This is a genomic window from Micromonospora marincola (genome assembly GCF_056150385.1).
On the sequence record NZ_JAXCFT010000012.1, the window covers coordinates 63,345 to 88,561 of the forward strand.

Annotated in this window: 25 protein-coding genes; 18 read left to right on the plus strand and 7 right to left on the minus strand. The window is 72.7% G+C overall.

Going from position 1 to position 25,217, the window contains the following annotated elements; all coding sequences use genetic code 11:
• Nucleotides 1–91 precede the first annotated feature (91 nt).
• The 9 genes from arc to SM450_RS22810 all read left to right on the plus strand — a co-directional run bounded on the left by arc (nt 92) and on the right by SM450_RS22810 (nt 8,554).
• Complete coding sequence (gene arc, locus SM450_RS22770) at nt 92–1,873, plus strand: proteasome ATPase (protein WP_474621783.1); 1,782 nt, start codon at nt 92–94, stop codon at nt 1,871–1,873.
• 92 nt (nt 1,874–1,965) lie between these two features.
• Nucleotides 1,966–2,730, plus strand: a complete 765-nt coding sequence (locus tag SM450_RS22775) for a hypothetical protein (RefSeq protein WP_474621784.1) — start codon at nt 1,966–1,968, stop codon at nt 2,728–2,730.
• Nucleotides 2,731–2,854: 124 nt separating this feature from the next.
• Complete coding sequence (gene dop, locus SM450_RS22780) at nt 2,855–4,372, plus strand: depupylase/deamidase Dop (RefSeq protein WP_474621785.1); 1,518 nt, start codon at nt 2,855–2,857, stop codon at nt 4,370–4,372.
• A 107-nt stretch (nt 4,373–4,479) separates the two neighbouring features.
• Nucleotides 4,480–4,686: a ubiquitin-like protein Pup gene (locus tag SM450_RS22785; protein ID WP_282282054.1), complete on the plus strand. Its 207-nt coding sequence runs from the start codon at nt 4,480–4,482 to the stop codon at nt 4,684–4,686.
• A 251-nt stretch (nt 4,687–4,937) separates the two neighbouring features.
• Nucleotides 4,938–5,120 carry an endonuclease domain-containing protein gene (locus SM450_RS22790; protein ID WP_474621853.1) on the plus strand — a complete coding sequence of 61 codons (183 nt, stop codon included), beginning with the start codon at nt 4,938–4,940 and terminating at the stop codon, nt 5,118–5,120.
• Entirely contained in the window at nt 5,039–5,878 is an 840-nt protein-coding gene (gene prcB, locus SM450_RS22795) for a proteasome subunit beta (protein WP_474621786.1), read from the plus strand. Before SM450_RS22790 ends, prcB begins: the two co-directional genes overlap by 82 nt.
• Nucleotides 5,879–5,930: 52 nt before the next feature.
• Entirely contained in the window at nt 5,931–6,764 is an 834-nt protein-coding gene (prcA, locus tag SM450_RS22800; RefSeq protein WP_474621787.1) for a proteasome subunit alpha, read from the plus strand.
• Between the two features lie 146 nt (nt 6,765–6,910).
• The gene (gene pafA / locus SM450_RS22805) at nt 6,911–8,269 is read left to right on the plus strand and encodes a Pup--protein ligase (RefSeq protein ID WP_474621788.1); all 1,359 of its coding nucleotides are present in this window, start codon (nt 6,911–6,913) and stop codon (nt 8,267–8,269) included.
• 60 nt (nt 8,270–8,329) lie between these two features.
• On the plus strand, nt 8,330–8,554 hold the full coding sequence (locus tag SM450_RS22810) for a hypothetical protein (protein WP_474621789.1): 225 nt from the start codon (nt 8,330–8,332) through the stop codon (nt 8,552–8,554).
• Nucleotides 8,555–8,641: 87 nt separating this feature from the next.
• On the opposite strand, the gene SM450_RS22815 is transcribed toward SM450_RS22810, so the two are convergent.
• Together SM450_RS22815 and SM450_RS22820 are read right to left on the minus strand one after the other, a co-directional pair.
• The gene (locus tag SM450_RS22815) at nt 8,642–9,727 is read right to left on the minus strand and encodes a DUF3866 family protein (protein WP_474621790.1); all 1,086 of its coding nucleotides are present in this window, start codon (nt 9,725–9,727) and stop codon (nt 8,642–8,644) included.
• 43 nt (nt 9,728–9,770) lie between these two features.
• Complete coding sequence (locus SM450_RS22820; RefSeq protein ID WP_474621791.1) at nt 9,771–10,760, minus strand: cation diffusion facilitator family transporter; 990 nt, start codon at nt 10,758–10,760, stop codon at nt 9,771–9,773.
• A gap of 105 nt (nt 10,761–10,865) precedes the next feature.
• Between SM450_RS22820 and SM450_RS22825 the strand changes: the two genes are divergently transcribed.
• The 5 genes from SM450_RS22825 (at nt 10,866) to tatC (ending at nt 14,625) form a co-directional block, all read left to right on the plus strand.
• A complete protein-coding gene (locus tag SM450_RS22825; protein ID WP_474621792.1) occupies nt 10,866–11,864 on the plus strand; it encodes a helix-turn-helix transcriptional regulator in 999 nt (332 codons plus the stop codon).
• Entirely contained in the window at nt 11,861–12,868 is a 1,008-nt protein-coding gene (locus tag SM450_RS22830) for a helix-turn-helix transcriptional regulator (protein ID WP_474621793.1), read from the plus strand. The genes SM450_RS22825 and SM450_RS22830 overlap by 4 nt, the downstream gene beginning before the upstream one ends.
• Before the next feature lie 10 nt (nt 12,869–12,878).
• Nucleotides 12,879–13,127 (plus strand): hypothetical protein, encoded by a 249-nt coding sequence (locus tag SM450_RS22835; protein WP_474621794.1) that lies wholly within the window; start codon nt 12,879–12,881, stop codon nt 13,125–13,127.
• Between the two features lie 196 nt (nt 13,128–13,323).
• Nucleotides 13,324–13,650, plus strand: a complete 327-nt coding sequence (tatA, locus tag SM450_RS22840; protein WP_282282067.1) for a Sec-independent protein translocase subunit TatA — start codon at nt 13,324–13,326, stop codon at nt 13,648–13,650.
• Between the two features lie 21 nt (nt 13,651–13,671).
• A complete protein-coding gene (gene tatC, locus SM450_RS22845) occupies nt 13,672–14,625 on the plus strand; it encodes a twin-arginine translocase subunit TatC (protein ID WP_474621795.1) in 954 nt (317 codons plus the stop codon).
• Between the two features lie 263 nt (nt 14,626–14,888).
• Here the strand turns inward: tatC and SM450_RS22850 are convergent, their stop codons facing one another.
• Complete coding sequence (locus tag SM450_RS22850) at nt 14,889–15,773, minus strand: ABC transporter substrate-binding protein (protein ID WP_474621796.1); 885 nt, start codon at nt 15,771–15,773, stop codon at nt 14,889–14,891.
• Nucleotides 15,774–15,915: 142 nt separating this feature from the next.
• Here SM450_RS22850 and SM450_RS22855 point away from each other — a divergent pair, with 142 nt between their 5' ends.
• Nucleotides 15,916–16,614, plus strand: a complete 699-nt coding sequence (locus SM450_RS22855) for a hypothetical protein (protein WP_474621797.1) — start codon at nt 15,916–15,918, stop codon at nt 16,612–16,614.
• Nucleotides 16,615–16,622: 8 nt separating this feature from the next.
• On the opposite strand, the gene SM450_RS22860 is transcribed toward SM450_RS22855, so the two are convergent.
• Complete coding sequence (locus SM450_RS22860) at nt 16,623–17,366, minus strand: hypothetical protein (protein WP_474621798.1); 744 nt, start codon at nt 17,364–17,366, stop codon at nt 16,623–16,625.
• Between the two features lie 95 nt (nt 17,367–17,461).
• On the opposite strand from SM450_RS22860, the gene SM450_RS22865 reads away from it, so the two are divergent.
• Nucleotides 17,462–18,388 carry a diacylglycerol kinase family protein gene (locus tag SM450_RS22865; protein WP_474621799.1) on the plus strand — a complete coding sequence of 309 codons (927 nt, stop codon included), beginning with the start codon at nt 17,462–17,464 and terminating at the stop codon, nt 18,386–18,388.
• On the opposite strand, the gene SM450_RS22870 is transcribed toward SM450_RS22865, so the two are convergent.
• Both SM450_RS22870 and SM450_RS22875 read right to left on the minus strand, forming a co-directional pair.
• Nucleotides 18,351–19,298 (minus strand): EamA family transporter, encoded by a 948-nt coding sequence (locus SM450_RS22870; protein ID WP_474621800.1) that lies wholly within the window; start codon nt 19,296–19,298, stop codon nt 18,351–18,353. The genes SM450_RS22865 and SM450_RS22870 overlap by 38 nt on opposite strands.
• Nucleotides 19,295–20,059, minus strand: coding sequence for an HAD family hydrolase (locus SM450_RS22875; RefSeq protein ID WP_474621801.1), 765 nt, complete (start codon nt 20,057–20,059; stop codon nt 19,295–19,297). Before SM450_RS22875 ends, SM450_RS22870 begins: the two co-directional genes overlap by 4 nt.
• 86 nt (nt 20,060–20,145) lie before the next feature.
• On the opposite strand from SM450_RS22875, the gene SM450_RS22880 reads away from it, so the two are divergent.
• On the plus strand, nt 20,146–22,929 hold the full coding sequence (locus SM450_RS22880) for a DEAD/DEAH box helicase (RefSeq protein WP_474621802.1): 2,784 nt from the start codon (nt 20,146–20,148) through the stop codon (nt 22,927–22,929).
• Nucleotides 22,930–23,092: 163 nt separating this feature from the next.
• Nucleotides 23,093–24,058: an MHYT domain-containing protein gene (locus SM450_RS22885; RefSeq protein WP_474621803.1), complete on the plus strand. Its 966-nt coding sequence runs from the start codon at nt 23,093–23,095 to the stop codon at nt 24,056–24,058.
• Between the two features lie 165 nt (nt 24,059–24,223).
• On the opposite strand, the gene SM450_RS22890 is transcribed toward SM450_RS22885, so the two are convergent.
• Nucleotides 24,224–25,180, minus strand: coding sequence for a 5'-3' exonuclease (locus SM450_RS22890; protein ID WP_474621804.1), 957 nt, complete (start codon nt 25,178–25,180; stop codon nt 24,224–24,226).
• Between the last annotated feature and the right edge of the window lie 37 nt (nt 25,181–25,217).

Here is a 25,217-nt window from a genome sequence, read left to right on the forward strand (position 1 = left end):
CTTCGGTGACGAGCGCGTTGCGGAGGACCGAATCGGGCTCATAGCGGCTAGTGTTAGCTCAGAACGTTCAAGCCCCCCGGGGAGGTGGGACGTGGCACGCAGCGACGACGCGGACTCGCGCGCCGCACGGTGGGAGAAGGAGGCCCACGATCTCTCCACGCAGGTCGCGTTCCTGCAAGAGGAACTCGCTCTGGTGCGGCGCAAGTTGACCGAAAGCCCCCGACACGTCCGGCAGCTCGAAGAGCGGCTGGCGGCCACCCAGGCACAGTTGGCCCGGCTGACCGAGAACAACGAGCGGCTCGTGAGCACTCTCAAGGAGGCTCGCGCGCAGATCGTGACGCTCAAGGAGGAGATCGACCGCCTCGCCCAGCCGCCCAGCGGCTATGGCGTGTTCCTGGCGAAGCACGACGACGGCACGGTGGACGTGTTCACCGGCGGGCGCAAGCTCCGGGTCGCCGTCTCGCCCTCGCTCGAGGTCGACGAGCTGCGCCGTGGGCAGGAGGTCCTGCTCAACGACGCGCTCAACATCGTCGACGCGTTCGGCTACGAACGGGTCGGCGAGGTGGTGATGCTCAAGGAGATCCTCGCGGGTCCCGACGGCGCTCCGGGTGACCGGGCGCTCGTGGTGTCCCACTCCGACGAGGAGCGCATCGTGCACCTCGCCGAGACCCTGATCGGCAGCACGATCAGGGCCGGCGACTCGCTCATGATCGAGCCCCGCTCGGCGTACGCCTACGAGCGGATCCCGAAGAGCGAGGTCGAGGAGTTGGTGCTGGAGGAGGTGCCCGACGTCAACTACGAGGACATCGGCGGCCTCCAGTCGCAGATCGAGCAGATCCGCGACGCGGTGGAGCTGCCGTTCCTGCACGCCGACCTGTTCCGTGAGCACCAGCTCCGGCCGCCGAAGGGCATCCTGCTCTACGGCCCGCCCGGCTGTGGCAAGACGCTGATCGCCAAGGCGGTGGCCAACTCCCTCGCCAAGAAGATCGCCGAGCGTCGCGGGGAGGAGAAGCACACAAGCTTCTTCCTCAACATCAAGGGTCCCGAGCTGCTCAACAAGTATGTCGGCGAGACCGAGCGGCACATCCGGCTGATCTTCCAGCGAGCCCGGGAGAAGGCCGGCGAGGGCACTCCGGTGATCGTGTTCTTCGACGAGATGGACTCCGTCTTCCGTACCCGCGGCTCCGGTGTCTCCTCCGACGTGGAGAACACCATCGTCCCGCAGTTGCTCAGCGAGATCGACGGCGTGGAGGGCCTGGAGAACGTCATCGTCATCGGCGCCTCCAACCGGGAAGACATGATCGACCCGGCGATCCTGCGACCCGGCCGGCTCGATGTCAAGATCAAGATCGAGCGGCCGGACGCCGAGGCGGCCAAGGACATCTTCTCCAAGTACATTCTCGCCGGCCTGCCCCTGCACGCCGACGACCTGGCCGAACACGGCAGCGATCCCCAGGCCACGGTGGCCGCGATGATCGACGCCGTGGTGCTGCGGATGTATTCGGAGACCGAGGAGAACCGCTTCCTCGAGGTCACCTACGCCAACGGCGACAAGGAAGTCCTCTACTTCAAGGACTTCAACTCCGGCGCGATGATCCAGAACATCGTCGACCGGGGCAAGAAGATGGCCATCAAGGAGTTCCTCACCTCCGGGCGCAAGGGGCTGCGGCTCCAGCACCTGCTCGACGCGTGCGTCGACGAGTTCCGGGAGAACGAGGACCTGCCCAACACCACAAACCCCGACGACTGGGCGCGCATCTCCGGCAAGAAGGGCGAGCGGATCGTCTACATCCGCACGCTCGTCTCCGGCGGCAAGGGCGCCGAGGCCGGGCGGTCCATCGAGACCGCCAGCAACACCGGCCAATACCTCTGAGATCGGCCCACCGGGGCGGCGCCGCGCAGGCACCGCCCCGGTCGGCCGTTTCCGGGGCCATGAAACTCGGGCGCCCCCGCTAGAGTCTGCCGGTGCGTAGATCACTCGTTCCAGTCCTCGCCGTCTGCCTGGCGGCGCTGCTCGCCGCCTGCGGCACCACCACTGACACCGGCTCCGCGTCGGACAACTCCACCACGGCCCCGGCCGCCGCCGAGGCCGTCGACCCGGTCACTGCGATCCGACAGAGTCTCGGTCGCAGCCTGGCGAAGACGGCCACGATGGAGTCCCGCACCGTCGTGGCGGGAAAGCAGGCCATCACCGTCCGGTCCACCATCGAACCGGCTACCGGCGCGATGACCGTAGACATGACCAAACCCGAAGATGTCAAGGTGGTCGTCACCGCCGACGCTCTCTACCTTCAGCAGGACGAGCCGGACGGCAAGCCCTGGTTGAAGCTGGACCGCAAGCGACTCAGGCCGGACGGGCCGATGGCCCAGGGCATCGAAATCCGGTCGCAGGCTGGCATCCTCGGTGGCGTGGAATCCGCCGAATCCGTTGGCGACGGACGCTACGCCGGCGTGGCCAACACCGACAAGGCCGTCGAGGCGGCATCCACGGAGGTGGAGCGAACGAGTCTGCGGGACGCGTTCAAGGTGCTCAAGAACAAGTCGGTGCCGTTCCAGGCAACCCTGGATGCCGAGGGTCGGCTCACCCTGCTCACCTTCACGTTCGAGACGGACGCCGGGGCGATCGAGAACGAGTTGAAGTTGCACAGCTTCGGTGAGCCGGTCACCATCAGCCTGCCCAAGGCCTCGGAGACCGAGAAGGCACCGGCCGAGATGTACCGCTTCTTCTGACCGGCCACCCCGTGTGCCACGCCATCGCGTCGGCTCCGGGGCCCGGCGCGTCACCTATCGGCGACGGTCCGACTACGCTCGACATGACGGGGACCCCGAGACGGCGAGCGGAGCGGGCAGGTCGATGAGCGTCAGACGGATCATGGGCACGGAGGTCGAGTACGGCATCTCCGTGCCCGGCCAGGCCGGAGCCAACCCGATGGTCACCTCGTCGCAGGTGGTCAACGCCTACGGAGCGCGACCCGAACTCAACCGGGGCGGGCGGGCCCGCTGGGACTACGAGGAGGAGTCGCCGCTGCGCGACGCCCGCGGGTTCACCTACTCCGGGGCCGCCTACGACCCGGCGGAGGCGCTCGCCGACGAGGATCTCGGGCTCGCGAACGTGATACTCACCAACGGCGCCCGGCTCTATGTCGACCACGCGCACCCCGAGTACTCCACTCCCGAGGTGACCACCCCTCTCGACGTGGTGCGCTGGGACAAGGCGGGGGAGCGGGTGATGGCCGAGGCGTCCCGCCGGGCCGCCACCATCCCGGGCACCCACCCGATTCACCTCTACAAGAACAACACCGACAACAAGGGCGCCAGTTATGGCGCCCACGAGAACTACCTGATGCGCCGGCAGACGCCGTTCGCCGACATCGTGGCGTACCTGACGCCGTTCTTCGTCACCCGGCAGATCGTCTGCGGCGCGGGCCGCGTCGGCATCGGCCAGGACGGCGGCCAGAGCGGCTTCCAGATCTCCCAGCGGGCCGACTTCTTCGAGGTCGAGGTGGGCCTGGAGACCACGCTGAAGCGGCCCATCATCAACACCCGGGACGAGCCGCACGCGGACGCCGACAAATACCGTCGGCTGCACGTCATCATCGGCGACGCCAACCTGTCCGAGATCTCCACGTTCCTCAAGGTCGGCACCACGTCGCTGATCCTCGCCATGATCGAGGAGAAGGCGCTCGGCGCGGACCTGGGCATCGCCGACCCGGTCGGCGAGCTGCGCGCGGTCAGCCACGACCCGTCGCTGAAGCACCTCATGCGGATGCGCGACGGCCGCCGCCTCACCGCGCTCGACGTGCAGTGGGCCTACCTGGAGCGGGTCGGCTCCTTCGTGGACGACCGCTACGGCCAGGACGTGGACGCGCAGACCGCCGACGTGCTGCGTCGCTGGGAGAGCGTGCTGGACCGGCTCGGCCGGGACGCCTTCGAGTGCGCCGACGAGCTGGACTGGGTGGCCAAGCTGCGGCTGCTGGAGGGCTACCGGGAGCGGGAGAAGCTCGGCTGGGGCTCACACAAGCTGCAACTGGTCGACCTGCAGTATTCCGACGTGCGGCCGGAGAAGGGCCTCTACCACCGGCTGGTTCAGCGCGGTTCGATGAAGACGCTGCTCAGCGACGAGCAGACCCGCACCGCGATGACCGAGCCACCGGAGGACACCCGTGCCTACTTCCGGGGCCGCTGCCTGGCGCAGTACGCCTCCGAGGTGGTCGCCGCGAGCTGGGACTCGGTCATCTTCGACGTGGGCCGGGAGTCGCTGGTCCGGGTGCCGATGATGGAGCCCGAGCGGGGCACCCGAGCGCACGTCGGCCAACTCTTCGACAGGTGCGAGAGCGCCAAGGACCTGTTGGAGTTGCTCACCGGCGGCTGACCCGGATGCCGGAAGGCCCGTCGAGTGCCGGAACCCGGCGCGCGGCGGGCCTTTCGTCGCCCGCGCGAGGTAAGTTGATCGCAGGCGATCGTGGAGGAGGCACCACCATGGCGACGCAAGAGGGTGGGCAGACCCAGTCCGGCAAGTCCCACGAGGAGGTCGAGGAGGTCACCGCTGAGGCCAACCCCGAGGTTGCCGAGCGGCATGCCGAGATCACCGAGGATGTCGACGACCTGCTCGACGAGATCGACTCCGTCCTGGAGGAGAACGCAGAGGAGTTCGTCCGGGGCTATGTGCAAAAGGGCGGCCAATGAGGCTTATGTCCGATTGGCCGCAGGCTTCGGACAAGCTTTGCCCCCAGTGCGGCCGGTCGTTGCCGGAGTCGGCGTCTCGCCGTAACCGGCGACGACCAGACGGACCGGCGTGCTACCGCAAGACCTGCGTGCTCGCCCGCTCCGAGGCGAGCCGCCGCAAGCGTGGGATCGCGCCGTAGCGGGGCGGCGTGCGCGCGATCTGCCGGCGCCCCGATCCGGAACACCTGGACCACGATCATCGCACCGGATGGGTGCGGGGGATACTCTGCTTCAATTGCAACGGTGGTCTTGGCCAGTTCAAGGACGACCTCAACAACCTGGCCGGGGCGATCACGTACCTGAGAGGAACCACGTGGCAGCGGGTTTTGATCCATCCGGGCGTCTTCCAGATGTGTTCACCAACGCGGGGACGTCCTCCTTCACCACATTCCTGAGCAAGGTGGCCCCCGAGATGCTGCCCGGCCGTCGGCCGCTGCCGCCCGGCATGGCCGCCGACATGGCGCCGCACGCGACCACGATCGTGGCCATCTCGGCCGCGGGCGGCGTGGTCATGGCCGGCGACCGGCGCGCCACCATGGGCAACCTGATCGCCCAGCGTGACATCGAGAAGGTGCACCCGGCCGACGCGTACTCGCTCGTCGGCATCGCGGGCACCGCGGGCATCGGCATCGAGCTGATGCGACTGTTCCAGGTGGAGTTGGAGCACTACGAGAAGATCGAGGGCGCGATGCTCTCGCTCGACGGCAAGGCCAACCGGCTGGCCTCGATGATCCGGGGCAACCTGGGCGCCGCCATGCAGGGCCTGGCCGTGGTGCCGCTGTTCGCCGGCTTCGACCTGGCGGCGAGCGACCCGGCACGGGCCGGCCGGATCTTCAGCTTCGACGTGACCGGCGGCCCGTACGAGGAGACCGGCTACGACGCGATCGGCTCCGGCTCGCTGTTCGCCAAGTCGGCGCTGAAGAAGCGCTTCCGGGCGGGCCTGTCGGTCGAGGACGCGACCCGGCTTGCCGTCGAGGCGCTCTACGACGCGGCGGACGACGACACCGCCACCGGCGGCCCTGACCTGACCCGGCGGATCTACCCGGTCGTGATGACCGCGACGGCCGAGGGCACCCACCGGCTCACCGACGCCGAGACGGCGACGCTCGCCGAGGGCGTGGTGTCCGGCCGGATGGAGAACCCGGGCGGCTGACGCCGTCCACCCGTCACCGAGTCAGCAGTCCCGAAGAAGGAGAACCGCCGCCGTGGCCATGCAGTTCTACGCCTCGCCCGAGCAGATCATGCGCGACCGTTCCGAGCTGGCCCGCAAGGGCATCGCCCGGGGGCGCAGCGCGGTGGTCCTGAGCTATGCCGGCGGGGTGCTCTTCGTCGCCGAGAACCTCTCCAGCACCCTGCACAAGGTCAGCGAGATCTACGACCGGATCGGCTTCGCCGCCGTGGGCCGGTACAACGAGTTCGAGAACCTGCGGCGCGCGGGCGTGCGGATGGCCGACCTCAACGGCCTGAGCTACGACCGGCGGGACGTCAACGGCCTGGCCCTGGCGAACGCGTACGCGCAGACGCTCGGCGCCATCTTCACCGAGCAGTCGAAGCCGTTCGAGGTGGAGATCTGCGTGGCCGAGGTCGGCGCGACGGCGGAGGACGACTCGCTCTACCGGGTGACCTACGACGGCTCGGTGAACGACGAGCCGGGCCGGATGGCGATGGGTGGCCAGTCCGAGGCGATCGCCGGTGTGCTGAAGAACGAGCACCGTCCGGAGATGTCGCTGTCCGAGGCGGTCCGTGCCGCGATGAAGGCGCTGAGCAGCGTCGGCGGTGAGGGTGGCGCGGCCCGGACGATCGCCGCCAACCAGCTCGAGGTGGCGGTCCTGGACCGGGGCCGGGTGGGCCGGACGTTCCGGCGGATCACCGGGGCGGCGCTGTCCGGGCTGCTGGACGGCGACGCGGGGGCCGACACCGCCCCGGCGCCGGGGCGGGCGAAGACCCCGACGGTGCCGACCGAGGAGGCGAAGAAGCCGACCACCTCGGCGGGTTCCGCCGATCTGGAGGGCCACGCGGAGGACAAGCCCACCGAGTGAGACGTGCTTTCGGACCCCGCCACTTCGCCGAAGTGGCGGGGTCCGTTGCCGCGTGATGTCCCCACCTCGCCGAACCGGCGACCTTGACGCGTGATGCTGACCGTCGGCGCTGCCCATTGCGGGCTCCGGGCGGCTAATGTCTCATCATGGAGCGGCGAATCTTCGGCCTCGAAACCGAGTACGGCGTCACCTGCACCTATCGCGGGCAACGCCGACTGTCCCCCGACGAGGTCGCGCGGTACCTGTTCCGGCGGGTGGTGTCGTGGGGCCGGTCGAGCAACGTTTTTCTGCGCAACGGCGCCCGCCTCTATCTGGACGTGGGCTCGCATCCGGAATACGCGACACCGGAGTGCGACTCGGTGACCGACCTGGTGGCACATGACCGGGCCGGCGAGCGGATCCTGGAGGGGCTGCTCGTCGACGCGGAGAAGCGCCTGCACGACGAGGGCATCGCGGGCGAGATCTACCTTTTCAAGAACAACACCGACTCGGCCGGCAACTCGTACGGCTGTCACGAGAACTACCTGGTGTCCCGGCACGGCGAGTTCGGCCGTCTCGCCGACGTGCTCATCCCGTTCCTGGTCACGAGGCAGTTGATCTGCGGTGCGGGCAAGGTGTTGCAGACGCCGCGCGGCGCGGTCTACTGCCTGTCGCAGCGGGCGGAGCACATCTGGGAGGGTGTCTCGTCGGCGACGACGCGCAGCCGGCCGATCATCAACACCAGGGACGAGCCGCACGCGGACGCGGAGCGCTACCGGCGTCTGCACGTGATCGTCGGTGACTCGAACATGAACGAGGTCACCACGCTGCTGAAGGTCGGCACCGCCGACATCGTGCTTCGGATGATCGAGGCGGGCGTGGTGATGCGGGACCTGACGTTGGAGAACCCGATCCGGGCGATCCGCGAGGTGTCGCACGACATCACCGGCCGGCGCAAGGTCCGGCTGGCCTCCGGCAAGGAGGTCTCGGCGCTCGACATCCAGCAGGAATACCTGGCCAAGGCGACGGAGTTCGTGGAGCGCCGGGGCGGTGACCAGACCGCCAAGCGGGTGGTGGAGCTGTGGGGGCGGGTGCTGCGCGCGGTGGAGACCGGTGACCTGGACCCGGTGGCGCGGGAGATCGACTGGGTGTCAAAGCTGAAGGTGATCGAGCGCTACCAGCGCAAGCACGACCTGCCGCTGTCGCACCCCCGGGTGGCGCAGATGGATCTGGCCTATCACGACGTGCGGCGCGGCCGGGGCCTGTACGGGCTGCTGGAGCGCCGGGGCGAGGTGGACCGGATCGCGAACGACCCGGAGATCTTCGAGGCGAAGGAGACGCCGCCGCAGACCACCCGGGCGCGGCTGCGGGGCGAGTTCATCCGGCACGCGCAGGAGAAGCGGCGCGACTTCACCGTCGACTGGGTGCACCTGAAGCTGAACGACCAGGCGCAGCGCACGGTGCTGTGCAAGGACCCGTTCCGGGCGTACGACGAGCGGGTGGAGCGGCTGATCGCCAGCATGTGACGGCGTCGGGCGGCCGGTGCCCGGCACCGGTCGCCCGGGCCCCGGTACGCTGGCGTTCCCATGGACACTTCCGAACCGCAGGGCCGCGAGCGCGGCCAGAACTCGGGCCGTGAGCGGGACGGCGGCGCCGAGAAGCTCAACTGGATCGACAGGCGACGGGAGAAGATCCGCGCCGAGATCGAGCGCAACCGCCGTGGCGACCACGCGGTGCCCACCTGGGTGCTGGCCACCGCGTTGGTGCTGATCGTGGCCGCCTGGATCGGGCTGATCGTCTTCTTCGGCTGAGACGCGCCCCCACGCGCCCCCACGCGCCAGGCAGGCGCCGGCAGGCGCGGGCGCGAGGCGCCGGCACGCGGGCCGGGGTCGCTGGGCTCAGCCGAGCAGGCCGGCGGCGTACCGGCCGGCGGCGGCGGCGGCCAGGAAGTAGGCGTGGTCGGCGTCGAGGCCGCGGCCCATCGTCGACAGTCCGACCGGGCTGGCGCGCAGTGCCGCGTCGAGGCCGTCGGTGGGCACGGTGACGATCCGGTGCCGGTCGGCCAGGGGCTCCAGCGCCGCCGTGACGACGGCGGTCAGTTCCGGGTCGAGGCCGTCCGGCACGACCAGCTCGGCGGCGGCCAGCGCCACCCGGCCGTACGCGGTGAGGCTGTGGTGGGAGACGCCGCGGTGCCGGGGGCGTGGGTCGGCATCGGAGACGCGCAGTGAGCCGACCGGGCGCCCGCCAAGCGTGGCGACGGCGTTGACGGCCTCGCCGACGGCCACCCCGGAGAATCCCCAGCGGGTGCCGGTGCCGAGGTTGCCCGGCCCCTGGGCGACGATCGCCAGGTCGGCGTGGAGCACGTGCCGGGCGGCGAGCAGCCCGCTGTGCAGCGTGGCGGCCTCCAGGTCGCCGCCGAACGCCTGGCCCACGCTCACCGTGCCGGCGAGGTGGCCGGCGAGCCCGGCGAGGGTGCGGGAGAACCAGGCGGGCAGCGCCCCGCCGTCGGTGAGCAGGTAGGCGACCCGGGCGTGGGGGGCGTCGGCGTGCATGCCGGCCAGGATCGCCGGCAGCGCGGAGTGCAGGTCGGCGGTGACCACAGGCATCCCGTCGAGCGACTCGGCCGCGGCCAGCCGCGCGTGGTGCGGGGAGGCCTCCTCGTCCACGCCGAGCAGGATCGGTTGCAGCGGGGTGTAGCGGGCCTTGACCAGGTGCCCGGCGTCGCGACTGTCCCCGGCCTGCGGCGGGTCGGCGGGGAGCCGGTCGGGCAGCGCGACGACGAGGGCGTACCCGCCGGTGCCGAGGCTCATCAGGAGGGCGCCGGCGTTGAGCAGCACCCGGTCGCCGGGCTCGGGGTCGCCGACGAGCGCCGGGTAGGCCAGGGCCCGCATCCGGTCGCCGTCGGGCAGGTCGACGTCGAGTTCGACCGCGCCGGCCCATCGTCGCCGTACCGCCGTGACCGTGCCGGACCGCCATCGCACCATGACCGGCACGCTATCGGCAGGCGCCCGGGCGGGCGGCGACGGGTCAGGCCTCCTGGTCGACCGGTCGGCCGGTCTCGTCCTGGGTGGTCCGGGCCGGCCGGCCGGTGGAGCGGGACCGGGTCGGGTCGAGGAAGACGTACGCGATCTCCGGGAACCGCCCGGTGAGCCGGCGTTCGGCCTCGTCGGAGGCGGCCTCGATCTCGGCGCCGGTGGCGTCGTCGCGGAAGTCGACCTTCGCGGCGACCAGGATGTCCTGCGGGCCGAGGAACATGGTCATCAGCGTGTCGATCCGGTCCACCGTCGGCAGTCGCGTCAGCTCCTGCTCGATCTGGTGGTGCACCCGCTCGGAGACGGCGCGGCCGACGAGCAGCGAGATGTTGCTGTGGGCCAGGATGGCGGCGACCACGAGCAGCAGCACGCCGATGAGGATCGAGGCGATCCCGTCGTACAGCTCGTCGCCGGTGAGGTGGGACAGGGTGAGCCCGGCGGCGGCGATCAGCAGGCCGATGAGCGCGGCGCTGTCCTCCAGGAAGACCGCCTTGACCGTGGTGTCGGCGGTGAGCCGCAGGTAGCGGCGCGGGGTGGTGCGCCAGCGTCGCGACTCGCCGCGTACCTGGCGCACGGCCCGGGCCAGCGACACCGACTCGATGACGAACGAGACCGCCAGCACGACGTACGCGACCAGGTAGTCGCCCGTGTGTTCGTGCACCAGGATGGTGGTGACGCCGTGGGTGATGGCGAAGCCGGCGCCGGCCACGAACGTGAACAGCGCGGCGAGGAACGCCCAGACGTAGCTCTCCTTGCCGTACCCGAAGGGGTGCCGGGGGTCGGCGGGCCGCGCGCCGCGGCGCAGCGCCAGGTAGAGCAGCACCTCGGTGGTGGTGTCGGCGACCGAGTGGGCGGCCTCGGAGAGCATCGCCGCGGAGCCGGAGAGCAGGCCCGCGACCAGCTTGGCGATCGCGATGGCGAGGTTCGCCGCACCGGCCACCACGACGGTGCCGACGCTTTCGGTCTTGACTGCCGCTTCCGCCATGCGCTCACCCTATGACCGGTCCCGACGGGCCGCCCGTCGAGTCGGGCCCGCGCCGCGCCCGCGCGGGTGCCCGCGTCGGACGCGCGGGCTGCTAGCGTTCGGTACGTGTCCCGGACCCGTACCGAACGCCTGGTCAACCTGGTGATCTGCCTGCTGTCCACGCGGCGTTTCCTGACCGCCGCCCAGATCGCCGCGACCGTGCCCGGCTACGAGCACGACCCGGACGACGCGAAGGACCACGAGGCGTTCCAGCGCAAGTTCGAGCGTGACAAGGCCGAGCTGCGGGAGTTGGGCGTGCCGTTGGAGACCGGGACGGCAAGCGTCTTCGACGCCGAGCCGGGCTACCGGATCGCCCACCGGGAGTACGCGCTGCCCGACATCCCGCTCGAGCCGGACGAGGCCGCCGCGGTGGGCATCGCGGCGCGGCTGTGGCAGCACGCCGGCCTGGCCGCCGCCGCGTCGTCGGGGCTGGCGAAGCTGCGGGCCGCGGGCATCGACGTGGATCCGCAGGCGACCCTCGGCCTGGAGCCGATGGTGACTGTCGACCCGGCGTTCGCGCCGTTGACCGCCGCCGCGCGGGACCGGCGGGAGGTCAGCTTCGACTACCGGGTGCCGGACCGGGACGCGCCGACCCGACGCCGGGTGCAGCCGTGGGGCGTGGTCTGCTGGCGCGGCCGGTGGTATGTCGTCGCCCACGACCTGGACCGGGCGGCGACCCGCTGCTTCCGGTTGTCCCGGGTGGTGGGCGCGGTCCGGGCGACCGGGGAGCCGGGGGCCTACGAGCCGCCCGCCGGGGTGGACCTGATCAGCCACGTGGCCCGCTGGTCGGGGCCGGTGGAGCGCACCGGCCGGGCGAGCGTGCTCGTGACGCCGGGCCGGGCCGCCGGGCTGCGTCGTTGGGCGGTGGAGAGCCACGCCGGCCCGGACGGTGACCGCCTGGTGCTGCCGTACGCCGATGCCGACTTCCTGGCCGGTCAGGTCGTCGGCTACGGCCCGGACGTGCGGGTGCTGGAGCCGCCTGAGGTGCGGGAGGCGGTCATCCAGCGGTTGAAGGAGATCGCCGCCCGGCACGACGAGCTGGCGGTGGCCGGGGGTGCCCGGTGACCCGGCCGGCGAGTCGCGCCGGCCGCGCCTCGGCCGACCGGCTGGCCCGGCTGCTCAACCTGGTGCCCTACCTGCTGGCCCGCCCCGGCATCGAGATCGCCGAGGCGGCGCACGACCTCGGCGTGACCGACAAGCAGCTCCGGGAGGATCTGGAGCTGCTCTGGGTGTGCGGGTTGCCCGGTTACGGGCCGGGTGACCTGATCGACATGGCGTTCGACGGCGACCGGGTGACCATCACCTACGACGCCGGCATCGACAGGCCGCTGCGGCTCACCCCGGACGAGGCGTTGGCCCTGGTGGTGGCGCTGCGGATGCTCGCCGAGACGCCCGGGGTGGCCAACCGGGAGGCGGTCGAGCGGGCCCTCGCCAAGATCGAGGGCGCGGCCGGCGACCTGGCCGGCGCGCCGGTGGAGGTGCGGCTGCCCGGCGACAACGCCCGGGTCCGCGAGCTGCGCGCCGCGGTCGAGCGGGGCCGGGCGTTGCGGATCACCTACTACACGCCGGCCCGGGACGAGACCACCGAGCGCACCATCGACCCGTTGCGGATGCTGATGGTCGCGGGTCGGGCGTACGTGGAGGCGTGGTGCCGCCGGGCCGAGGCGGTCCGGCTGTTCCGGGCCGACCGGATCGACGCGGTCACCGAGCTGCCGGAGCGGGCCGTGGTGCCGCCGCAGGCCCGCCCGCACGACCTCAGCGACGGCGTGTTCCGGCCGTCGGCCGACCTGCCGCTGATCACGCTGCGGATCGGCCGGGGTGAGCGGTGGATCACCGAATACTATCCGTGCGAGCGGGTCGAGGCCGACGGCGAGCACTGGCTGGTGTCACTGCGGGTCACCGACCTGGGCTGGGCCCGCCGGTTCGTGCTCGGGCTGGGCCCGGAGGCGACCGTGGTGGCCCCGGCCGAGCTGGCCGAGCAGGTCCGCGCGCAGGCGGTCGCGGCGCTCGACGCGTACGCGGTCCCGACCGGCACCGCCGACCCGGCGGCGACCGGCGGCACCCGATAGGCTGACCGCCGTGGTGATCTGGATCGTGCTCGGGGTCGTGCTGTTCGCGCTTGTCGTGCTGGCCCTGGCGGTCCGCCCGGTGGTGGCGCGGCTGCCCCGGCTGCGCCGCGCGGCGGTGGCGTTGCAGCGTCGGGCGACCGAGGCGGAGTCGCTGCGCTCGGCCGCCGAGGAGTTGCAGGCGCGGGCCGAGACGCTCCAGGAGCGGGCGGCCGTGGCGCAGGAGCGGATCGTGTTGATCAAGGCCAAGCGCGGGGAGTGATCGACACCCGTCGTTTCTGGGCGGTAACGCGCCCGAATGCGCCTCGATGGGCGGTTGACGGGACACTTCGGGTTGGTCGAGACTTCACCGACCGGGCCGCACCAGCAGGCCCGGCGGGGGTGGCAAGCCGCTGCGACGCACGTACGATGGGCGGCGACCCACCATCCACACCGACACAGAGCGACTGGAGCTTCCCATGGGTGCCCTCAAGCCGTGGCACATCGCCGTACTCGTGGTCGTGCTGATCCTGCTCTTCGGCGCGAAGCGGCTCCCCGACGCGGCCCGCTCGCTGGGCCGCTCGCTGCGGATCATCAAGGCCGAGACCAAGAGCCTGCACGACGACGACGACCGCGACCTGGCCGAGAAGGCCGACGCGCAGGCCGGCTACCAGCCGCTCCCGCCGCAGCAGCAGTACGTCCAGGGCCAGCAGCAGTACGCCCAGCCGCAGCAGCAGTTCGCCCCGCAGCCGCAGCAGCCGGTCGCGCCGCCGGCCGACCCGGTGCAGCGCGTCCGCGAGAACTGATCCGAGAGGGCCTCCACCACCGTGGCCTTGGGTTTGAAGAAGCGCGGGCCGAGCACGTTCGCGCGCGCGGCGGACGGCTCCATGACGCTCATGGAGCACATCCGCGAGCTGCGTAACCGCCTGTTCCGGGCGTCGCTGGCGATCCTGATCGGCTTCGGCTTCGGCATCTGGCTCTCCGGGCCGGTGATGCACCTATTGCAGAAGCCCTACTGCGACCTGCCCAAGGCGCGGTTGGTCAACGGCGACTGCAACTTCGTCCAGCTCGGCCCCGCCGACCTGTTCCTGCTGCAGATGAAGGTCTCCCTCTGGGTCGGCCTGATCATCGCCGCGCCGATCTGGCTCTACCAGCTCTGGGCGTTCATCGCGCCGGGCCTGCACCGGCACGAGCGCCGCTACGCCTACTTCTTCACCGCCTTGGCGGCGCCGCTGTTCGCGGCCGGCGCGGTGCTGGCGTTCTTCGTGACGTCCAAGGGCCTGGAGTTCCTGCTCGACGTCTCCGGCGGCGGCGACGTGACCACCACGCTCGACATCACCCGCTACACCGGATTCGTCACCAACCTGATCCTGTTGTTCGGGGTGGCGTTCGAGTTCCCGCTGATCGTGCTGATGCTCAATTTCGTCGGCCTGGCCAGCGCCAAGCGGCTGCTGAGCTGGTGGCGGGTGGCGATCTTCGTGTTCTTCGCGTTCTCCGCGGTGGTCACGCCGACGCCCGACCCGTTCGGCATGACGGCGCTGGCGTTCTGCCTGTCCGCGCTCTACTTCGGCGCGGTGGGGCTGGCGTTCCTCAACGACCGGCGGCGCGGGCGTGGACGCGAGGTCTACGCGAACCTCGCCGACGACGAGGTGTCGCCACTGGACCTGTCGGACGAGCCGGTGCCGACCGGCGCCCGGATCGAGGCGTCCGCCCCGGTCGAGGCGCCCGAGCCGATCGCCGCCCCGGCGCCGATCGAACGCCGCTACGACGACATGACCTGATCCCCGCCCACACCTCCACCCGAACGCCGCCCCCGCACTCGCGAGGGCGGCGTTCCCGTCATCGTCCTCGTCCTCGTCCTCGCCCCGTCCTGGCCCCGTCCTGGCCCCGTCCTCGCCCTCGTGCCCGTCCCTCGCCCCCTCGTCCCCGTCGATCTTGGACTTGTGGCGCCTCGAATGTTCGTTAAGCGACTTTTGTCAACGACCACAAGTCCAAGATCGACGAGGCGAGGGCGGGACGGGGCGGGGGCGAGGGCGGGGCGGGGTCAGGCCACGCGGCGGGCGGCGGTGGGGGAGACGGGTGGGACGGCGTCGGGGTGCAGGATGGCGGCGATCGCCTCGACGCCGTCGACCAGGCGGGGGCCGGCGCGCACGATCAGCGCGTCCGCATCAAGCGCCCACACCTCCGCGCCCGGGAAGTGACAGGCCACCTGGGCCGCCTGCGCGGCGGCGCCGTCCAGGTGGAAGCCGCACGGCGCGACGAGCACCACCTCCGGGCGCGCGGCGCGCAGGTCCGCCCAGGTGGTAGGCGTGGACCGGGCGCCCGGGTGGGTGGCCACCGGCGCACCGCCGGCCGCGTCGACCAGGTCCGGGATCCAGTGCCCGGCGCCGAACGGCGGGTCGACCCACTCGACCACGGCGACCCGCCGCCGGGGCCGGCCGGCCACCGCCGCGCCGACCGCCGCCAGCCGGGCACGCAGCGCGTCCACCAGGGCCTCGGCGCGGTCCGGCACCCGGGCCGCCGCGCCCACCGCGCGGATCGTGCCCAGCACGTCGTCGAGGGTGTACGGGTCGAGCGACACCACGTCCGCCCGGGTGCCGAGATGGTCGACGGCGTCGGTCACCCGGCCGGCGGGCAGCGCGCAGACGCGGCACAGATCCTGGGTGAGGATCAGGTCCGGGTCCAGTCCGGCCAGCGCGCCGGCGTGCAGCGTGTAGAGGTCCGCGCCGGCGGCCAGCCGTTCCCGCACGTACGCGTCGATCTCGCCGGGGCTCATGCCACGGGTGTCCCGGCCGCCCACCACGACGGTGGGGAAGGCCCGGTACGCCTGGGGCACCTCGCACTCGAACGTCACCCCGACCAGTTCCTCGCCGAGGCCCAGGGCGTACACGATCTCGGTGGCGGAGGGGAGCAGGGAGACCAGACGCATCCCGCCATCATCGCCGCACCGGAGCCGGACATTCGAACCGCCCTCGGGCCTTGCCGGGGCAGCGCGCCCGCTTAGACTCTGCTGACTCCGCCGAGTCCCACCCGTCCCGGTCAGCGCGCTGACCCCCGCTCCGGAGAGCCCGATGAAAAGCCGTACCGCCGCCGTTCTGACCGTCCTCTGCGCCGCCACCGCGCTCACCGCCTGCGGCGACGACGAGCCCGCGCCGAAGGGCGAGCAGGTTCCGGTGACCGCCACCGACACCAGTTGCGAGGTCACCACCACGCTGTTCACGCCGGGCACGGTCACCTTCACCGTGACCAACCGGGGGGAGCAGGCCACCGGGGTCTACGTCTACGGCCGGGAGGGCGAGAAGTTCACCAAGATGGTGGGCGAGGTGGCCGACGTGCCCCCGGGCCGCACCGGCGACCTGCGTGCCACGCTCGCCACAGGCACGTACGAGGTGGCCTGCAAGCCGGGCCGGCAGGGCGACGGGGTGCGGACCAGGATCACCGTCACCGACGACGGCGCCGTGGCAAGCGCCGCGGCCGAGACGGAGTACGACCGGGCGGTCGCCATCGAGCTGAGCGGTGACACGCTCACCGGCGTCGACGGGCTGATCGCCGAGCCGGGCGAGAAGCTCGCGCTGAAGGTGACGAACAAGACCGCCGGAGCTCGGACGCTCTACCTGCTCAACCCCGACGGCAAGCGGATCGCCGAGCTGAAGGCGGAGCCGAACGGCACCGCCGAGACGGTGGTGGCACTCGGTGCCGCCGGCAACTGGACGCTGAAGGTCAAGGGCGACGGTGTCCCGTCGGTGAGCAGGCGGCTGGTGGTGCGCTGACCCGGCCGTCAGCGTTCGCGGTGGCCGAACTGGCTGCTCAGCGCCAGCCCGGCCGTGCAGCTCAGCTCGCCGGGGGCGAGTTGGGTGTGCGAGGGGCGCCACGTCTCGGCGCCGGACGGGCCGACCCGGGCCAGCAGGCAGTCATACTGGCTGGCCCGCAGCGCCACGCCGACCGTGCCGCCCTCGACGGCGATCTCCTGCCGTACGGCCGGGTCGAGCTTCAGCCCGGCGACGGCGGCCCGGGCCGCGGCCTCGTCGGGTCCCGCCTTCGTGAGCGCCTTGCGCAGTCGGTCGTCGACGCCGGTCAGCGACGGATCGGCGGGGACCGGGATCGGGTCGCCGGCCGGGCAGTCGATGTCGTCGTCGCGGTCGTCCCGGTCCGGGCCGAGGCTCAGGCGGAAACAGACCCGCGCGTCGCCGGCGATGGTCTGACCGTGACCGTTCACCCCGACGCCGTGCCCGGTCACCCGCAGCACCAACGTCACCCCGCTCTGCCAGTGCGTGTCGCCGCGCACCTGGAGGACGGCCACGTCGGGCTCCTGCCCGGCGGCGTGCACGAAATCCTCGGCCTTGTAGAGGTGATCGCGGTCGAAGCGCGCCTCGACCCGGTCGACGGTCTCCGCCGCGTCGGCGACCGCGGCGTCGTGCCAGGCGGGCTCCTCCGGCCGGGACGCCCACCAGAGCCCGGCCGCAAGCAGGAACGGGGCGAGCGCGAGCGGGGCGAGGACGGCGACCATGGTGCGGGTGCGCATGGCGCGGAGTATGCCGCAGCAGCGCCGACGCCGTGGTCCCGTCGATGTCCGGCGCCGGCGTCTCCCCTGGTGGGTCGCGCGTCTCGTGTCGTACGGTGCTCGCCGTGACCGCGCCCGATCATGTTCCGTCCGGCCCCGTCGCCGTGCTCGCCAACCCGGTCGCCGGACGGGGGCGGCACCGTGGCCTGCTGCCGGCGGTCCTGGAGCGCCTCGGCGCGGCCGGCCGCCCGGTGGAGCTGCTGCGCGCGCGTACCCCAGGGGAGGCGGAGGCGGCGTGCCACGCCGCGGTGGCCGGCGGCGCCGGGGCGCTCGTCGCGGTCGGCGGGGACGGCACCGTGCACCGCGCGGTGCAGGCCGTCGCCGGCACCGCCGTGCCGTTCGGGCCGGTCCCGGCCGGCACCGGCAACGACTTCGCGGTGGACACCGGGTTCCCGGCCGATCCCCTCGCCGCCGTCGAGGTGATCGCCGCCGCGCTGGCCGCCGGCCGCAGCCGCCCGGTCGACCTGGCCCGGATGTCCCGGCCCGACGGCGACGCGCGCTGGTACGGCGCGGTGCTCGCGGCCGGCTTCGACGCGATCGTCAACGAGCGGGCCAACCGGATGCGCCGGCCGCGCGGACCACGCCGCTACGACGTGGCGATCCTGGTCGAGCTGGCCCGGCTGCGGCCCCGTCGCTACCGGCTGTCCCTCGACGGCGTGCCGCAGGAGGTGGACGCGGTGCTTGTCGCGGTCGGCAACACGGCCAGCTACGGCGGCGGCATGCGGATCTGCCCGGACGCCGACCCGACCGACGGCCTGCTCGACGTGGTGGTGGGCGGTCGCTTCGACAGGCGCACGTTGATGCGGGTGAAGCCGCGGATCTACCGGGGCACCCACGTGACGCACCCGCTGGTGCGGACCTACCGGGCGCGGACGGTGGAGCTGGCCGCGGAGGGCATCACCACGTACGCCGACGGGGAGCGGACGTTCGACCTGCCGGTCACCGTCACCGCCGTGCCGGCGGCGCTGCGGCTGCTGCGCTGACCACCGGCGGCGGGGCCGGCGTCGACGGGACCGGCGTCGACGGCACCGGCGGGGGCGTCGCGGCGCGGACCGCGCCGACGCTCGCGGCGACCACAAGCCCGATGGCGAGCACCTCGACCGGGCGCAGCGCCTGGCCGAGCACCAGCCAGCCGGCAAGCGCGGCGATCGCCGGCCCGAGACTCATCAGGACCGCGAACGTCGCCGTGGGCAGCCGCCGCAACGCCACCAACTCCAGGCTGTACGGCAGCACGGAGGCGAGCAGCGCCAGCCCGGCGCCGAGCCCCAGCACCGCCGGGTGGGCCAGCCGGCCGCCGGCGTCGACAAGCCCGATCGGCAGGGTGACGAGCGCGGCCACGGTGAGGGCGAGGGCCAGCCCGTCGGCCCGGGGGAACCGCGCGCCGACCCGGGCCGAGCAGACGATGTACGCGGCCCACATGCTGCCCGCGGCCAGCGCCAGCGCGGCGCCGACCGGGTCGAGCCGGTCGAACCCGCCCTGCCCGAGCAGGGCCACCCCGGCCAGTGCCAGCCCGGCCCAGCACCAGGCCGCGGCCCGGCGCGCCCCGACCACCGACAGCGCCAGCGGGCCGAGCACCTCGAGCGTCACCGCCGGACCGAGCGGGATCCGCTCGATCGCCTGGTAGAAGATCGAGTTCATCCCGGCCAGGGCCAGCCCGAACGCGACCACTGCGGCCCAGTCACCCCGCCCGTGCCCGCGCAGCCGGGGCCGGCACACCACGAGCATCAGCAGCGCGCCGAGGGTCAGTCGCAGCGTGACCGCGCCGGCCACCCCGGTGCGCGGGAACAGCAGCGCGGCGAGCGCGGAGCCGAACTGCACCGACAGCGCGCCGCCGAGCACCAGCGCGACGCCACCGAGCCGGCCCGGCGCACGTGCCGGCGTCCGGTCGCTCACCCGACCCCGGCCAGGTCGAGCACCGCCCCCAACCCGTTCGGCCGGCCGGCGTCGGCGCACGGCAGCACAAGCACCCCGCACCCGGTCGCCACCGCTCCGGCGTCGGCCGGGGTGTCGCCCACCATAAGCGTGTGCTCCGGGTCGACCCCGAGCATGCCGCAGGCGCGCAGGAAGATCCCCGGGTCCGGCTTGCAGCGCCCCACCTCGTACGACAGGGCGTACGCGTCGACGAGCGCGTCGAGGTCCCAGGCGGCGAAGAGCGGTCGCAGGTCGAAGCCGATGTTGCTGACCACCGCCACCTTCACCCCGGCGGCCCGCAGCGCGTCGAGCACCGGGGCGGTGTCCGGGTAGGGCATCCACCCCTCGGGGACCAGCACCCGCTCGTAGAGCGCGTCGGCGAAGCCGTCGATGCCGGCGTCGACGGTCTCCGCCAGCCCGGTGTATGCCCCCCGGTGGGCGTGCGGGTAGAGGTCGCGGTCGGCCCACAGCTCGGCCAGCCGGGGCGGGACGCGGGTCGGCTGCGGCCCGCCCGCCCGGCCGGCGGTGAGCAGGCGGTCGGCGAGCGAGGTGGCCCGGATGCGGTCCAGCTCGACCCCGCAGGCGGCTGCGGCGGCGTGCACCCAGGCCAGCGGCTCCTCCACCTGAGCGAGGGTGCCGTGGAAGTCGAAGAGCACCGCCTCCACGGGCCGGCGGGACGGGCTCGGGCGGACGGCGTCGTCGGTGCCGCTCGAGGCGTGGGGGAGTTCGGTACGGTCCGGCACGTCGTGCACCCTACCGACCCCCTCCGACCCCCCTGCCGGACGGCCTTGACCGGTGGTCGTCGGCGGTACCGATTAATCTTGGATGCATGTCGAGCCCCGCCGAGCGGTACGCCGCGGCGCGCCGCCGGGCCGCGCAGGCCTCCGCCTTCCCGGCCCTGGACGAATTCTCCCATGATCTCGGGTTCGACCTCGACGACTTCCAGCGCGAGGCGTGCCAGGCGCTGGAGCGGGGCAGCGGCGTCCTGGTCTGCGCCCCCACCGGCGCCGGGAAGACCGTGGTGGGCGAGTTCGCCGTGCACCTGGCGCTGCGCGGCGAGTCAGTCGGCGGCGACACCCCGACCACCAGGCGCAAGTGTTTCTACACCACGCCGATCAAGGCGTTGTCCAACCAGAAATACCACGACCTGGTCGACCGATACGGCGCCGAGCAGGTCGGGCTGCTCACCGGCGACAACGCGATCAACGGCGACGCGCCAGTGGTGGTGATGACCACCGAGGTGCTGCGCAACATGCTCTACGCCGGCTCGGCCACCCTCGCGGGCCTCGCCTACGTGGTGATGGACGAGGTCCACTACCTGGCCGACCGGTTCCGCGGCGGGGTCTGGGAAGAGGTGATCATCCACCTGCCGGAGTCGGTCACGCTCGTGTCGCTGTCGGCGACCGTGTCCAACGCCGAGGAGTTCGCCGACTGGCTGGTCACCGTGCGCGGCGAGACGACTGTGGTGGTCTCCGAGCACCGGCCGGTGCCGCTCTGGCAGCACATGCTCGTCGGCAAACGCATGTTCGACCTGTTCCACGACGCCGACGCGGCCCGCAAGCACGACGTCCACCCCGAGCTGCTGCGCTACACCCGGGACACGGTGCGCCGGCTGGAGCTGGGCGAGGGGCGCAGCGCCGGCCCCGGCGGCGGGCGGCGCGGTCCGCGCTGGCGCGGTCCGATGCGCCCCGACATCGTGGAACGGCTCGACCGGGAGAACCTGCTGCCGGCGATCCTGTTCATCTTCAGCCGGGCCGGCTGCCAGGCGGCGGTCCAGCAGTGCCTCGCCGCCGGGCTGCGGCTGACCTCGGCGGAGGAACGCGCCGAGATCCGCCACGTGGTCGAGTCGCGGATCACCGCGATCCCGGGCGAGGACCTGACCGTGCTCGGCTACTGGGAGTGGCTTGACGGGTTGGAGCGCGGCCTGGCCGCCCACCACGCCGGCATGCTCCCCGCGTTCAAGGAGGTCGTCGAGGAGCTGTTCGTCCGCGGCCTGGTCAAGGCGGTCTTCGCCACCGAGACGCTGGCCCTGGGCATCAACATGCCGGCCCGCTGCGTGGTGCTGGAGCGGCTGGTGAAGTTCAACGGCGAGGCCCACGTCGACCTCACCCCGGGTGAGTACACCCAGCTCACCGGCCGCGCCGGCCGGCGGGGCATCGACGTCGAGGGCCACGCCGTGGTGGTCTGGTCGCCGGAGACCGACCCCCGGCACGTGGCCGGCCTGGCCTCCACCCGCACCTACCCGCTGCGCTCCAGCTTCCGGCCGTCCTACAACATGGCCGTCAACCTGGTCGGGAGCGTCGGCGCGGAGCCGGCCCGGGCGCTGCTGGAGTCCTCCTTCGCGCAGTTCCAGGCGGACCGGTCGGTGGTCGGGCTGGCCCGGCAGGTGCAGCGCAACACCGAGACGATCGAGGCGTACGGCGCGGAGGCCGCCTGCCACCACGGCGACTTCGACGAATACTTCGCGCTGCGGGTGGCGATCGCCGACCGGGAGCGGACCATCGCCCGGCAGGGGCAGACCCAGCGCAAGGCGGCGGCCGTCACCTCGCTGGAGCGGCTGCGGGTCGGCGACGTGATCCGGGTGCCGTCGGGGCGGCGGGCCGGCCTGGCCGTGGTGCTCGACCCGGCGACCGGTGGTTTCGGCGAGCCCCGCCCGCTGGTGCTCACCCAGGACCGTTGGGCCGGCCGGGTCAGCCCCGGCGACTTCACCACCCCGGCCGAGGTGCTCGCCCGGATCCGGGTGCCGAAGCACTTCAACCACCGGTCGCCGGCGGCGCGGCGGGACCTGGCCGCCGCCGTCAGCGGCACCGGGCTGGACCGGCACGGCGGCCGGCGCGGCGGGCGGTCCCGCCAGGCGGTCGGGGAGGACCACCGGCTCAGCCAGTTCCGCGTCGAGATGCGCGGGCACCCCTGCCACGCCTGCCCGGACCGGGAGGAACACGCCCGGTGGGCCGAGCGTCGCCGCCGGCTGGAGCGCGACACCGAGGAGCTGCGGCAGCGGGTGAGCGGGCGGACGGGCTCCCTGGCCCGTACCTTCGACCGGATCGTCGCGCTGCTGACCGCGCGCGGCTACCTGGCCCCCGACGGTGAGGTCACCGACGCCGGCCGGATGCTGGCCCGGATCTGGACCGAGGCCGACCTGCTGGTCGCCGAGTGCCTGCGGCGTCGGGTGTGGGACGGGCTCTCCCCGGCCGAGCTGGCCGCCGCCGTGTCGGTAGTGGTCTTCGAGGCCCGGCGGGACGTCGACGAACGGGCGTCGTTGCCGCGCGGCGCGGTCGGCGACGCGGTCGACGAGACGCTCAAGCTGTGGGGCGACATCGAGGCGGACGAGGCGGCGCGTGGCCTGACCGGCACCCGCGAGCCGGATCTCGGCTTCGCCTGGCCGATCTACCGGTGGGCGCGCGGGGAGGCGCTCGCCAAGGTGCTCGCCAGCGGGCACCAGATCGACGGCGAGATGCCGGCCGGCGACTTCGTCCGGTGGTCGCGGCAGGTGGTCGACCTGCTCGGCCAACTCGCCGACTCCGGCGGTGCCTCCACGGAGCTGCGCGCCACCGCGCGGCAGGCGATCTCGGCCGTCAACCGGGGCGTGCTGGCCTACCACACCTCCGGCTGACGATCACTTTCGGTCATCCTCGGCACGAGAATCGACGCATCGCTCCGTCATCGTGACACCACCGCCCGGATACCCGGGGGGCGGTGTCGTGCCTGGTCAGGCGTTGCCGGATCATTGCGGGGCGCGCTGTCTACGCGCCGGTAGCGGATCGAGGATGGTCACCGTGGGCGAGATCAATCACTTTGAGTACGGGTGGATCACGCCCGCGCTGAGCTACGCGCTGTCCGTGCTCGGCTCAGTGCTCGGCCTGGTCTGTGCCGGGCGGATCCGAACCGCCTCCGGCGCCGGCCCGCGAATGTGGTGGGGTCTGCTCGCGGCCTGGGCGCTGGGCGGCACGGCCATCTGGGCGATGCACTTCATGGCCATGCTCGGCTTCGCCGTCAGCGGTACCCGGATCCGCTACGACGTGCCGCTGACCGCGGCCAGCACGGTGATCGCCGTGGGCGCGGTCGGCATCGGCCTGGCCATCGTGGGCACCGGTCGGCTCACCGCGCTCCGGCTGCTCGCCGGCGGCCTCTTCACCGGCGCCGGGGTGGCCGCCATGCACTACACCGGAATGGCGGCCATGCGACTGGACGGCACGCTCGGCTACGACCGGCTGCGGGTGGCGCTCTCCGTCGTCGTCGCGCTTGTGGCCGCCACCGTGGCGCTGTGGCTGGCGATGACCGTCCGGCGCGCTGTCGCGATCATGGGGTCGGCTCTGGTCATGGGCATCGCCGTGAACGGCATGCACTTCACCGGCATGAGCGCGCTGTCGGTGCACCTGCACGAGGGCCGCAGAGCGGCCACCGGCACCGAGGTCAGCGGCCTGCTGGTGCCGATCGTGCTCGCCGTGGTCTTCGGCGTGGTGGGGCTTGTCTACGCGCTGCTCGCCGCGCCGTCGGACGACGACCGGGCCGGCGCCGCGTACGTGGCCGCACGGCTCGACGGCGTGTCCCCGGCGGCCGAGGCCGAGCCGGCCCCGGACCCGGTGGGCCTGCGGGCCCGCTCGGCACCGGACCGCTCGGCGGCGGACCGCTCGGCGCCGGACGGCTCGGCGCCGGATCCGGTGGGGCTGCGTGCCCGTTCGACGCTGGCGCAGCCCGGCGCGCAGTTCCCCTCCCGCCGAGGCACCGACCCGCGTCGCTAGGCCACTCGCGCGTTTGCGCCGTCCGCCGGTGCGGCGTGGTGGATGGTGCGCCCGAGTTGGTCCCGCTCTCCGAGATCTTGGTAGGAAAGTGCCCCTATGGGGGCCATTTCGTTCCAAGATCTGCCGCTGCCTTGGCCCGTGAACGGACGGCCCGACGCCACCCGTTCAGGTGCGGGGGGCGGCGAGCGCGTCGACCAGGCGGCGGCACGAGCCGGCCAGGTTCCAGCGCTGCGCCAGATCGAGCAGTCTGTCCGGATCGGCCGGGGACGTCGGCAGCGCCGGTTCCAGCTCGGGCAGCGGCACGTCGGTGGCGACCCGGACCACCTTGGGCGCCACGGCCAGGTAGTCGCGGGCGCCGTCGAGCTTGCCGCGCAGCCCGGGAGCGAAGCCGGAAGCGGGGTCGTCGAGTGCGGCGAGGATGCCGTCGAGCCCGCCGTAGCGGTCGATCAGCCGGGCGGCCGTCTTCTCGCCCACCCCGGGCACCCCGGGCAGGCCGTCGCTCGGGTCGCCGCGCAGCGCGGCGAAGTCGGCGTAGCGGTCGGCGGGGACGCCGTAGCGGGCCCGGACCGCGGCGTCGTCGCAGTCGTCAAGCTTGGCCACGCCCCGGCCGATGTAGAGCAGGCGCGTCGGGTGGGCGTCGTCGACGAGCTGGAACAGGTCGCGGTCGCCGGAGACCACCTCGACCGGGCCGGGCTGGGTCACCGAGAGCGTGCCGAGCACGTCGTCGGCCTCGTAGCCGGTGGCGCCGACCGCCGGGATGCCGAGCGCGTCGAGAACCTCCAGGATCATCGGCACCTGCGGGGACAACGTGTCCGGCACGACCTCGCCGCCCTCCGGCGCCACCCGGTGCGCCTTGTACGAGGGGAGCAGCTCCACCCGCCACGCCGGCCGCCAGTCGTGGTCGAGCGCGCAGATCATCCGGTCGGGCCGCCGGGTGCGCACCAGTTGGGCGAGCATGTCGAGGAAGCCGCGCACGGCGTTGACCGGCTGGCCGTCGTCCGTCTTCGCGGCCGACTCGGGGATGCCGAAGTAGGCGCGGAAGTAGAGGCTTGGGGAGTCGATCAGCAGGATCGGAGGTCGGTGTGCCACGCCGCCCAGCCTGGCACACCCCTCCGACGACATGGGAGAGGCGGCGGCGGGCCGGAAACCCGCAGGCGCG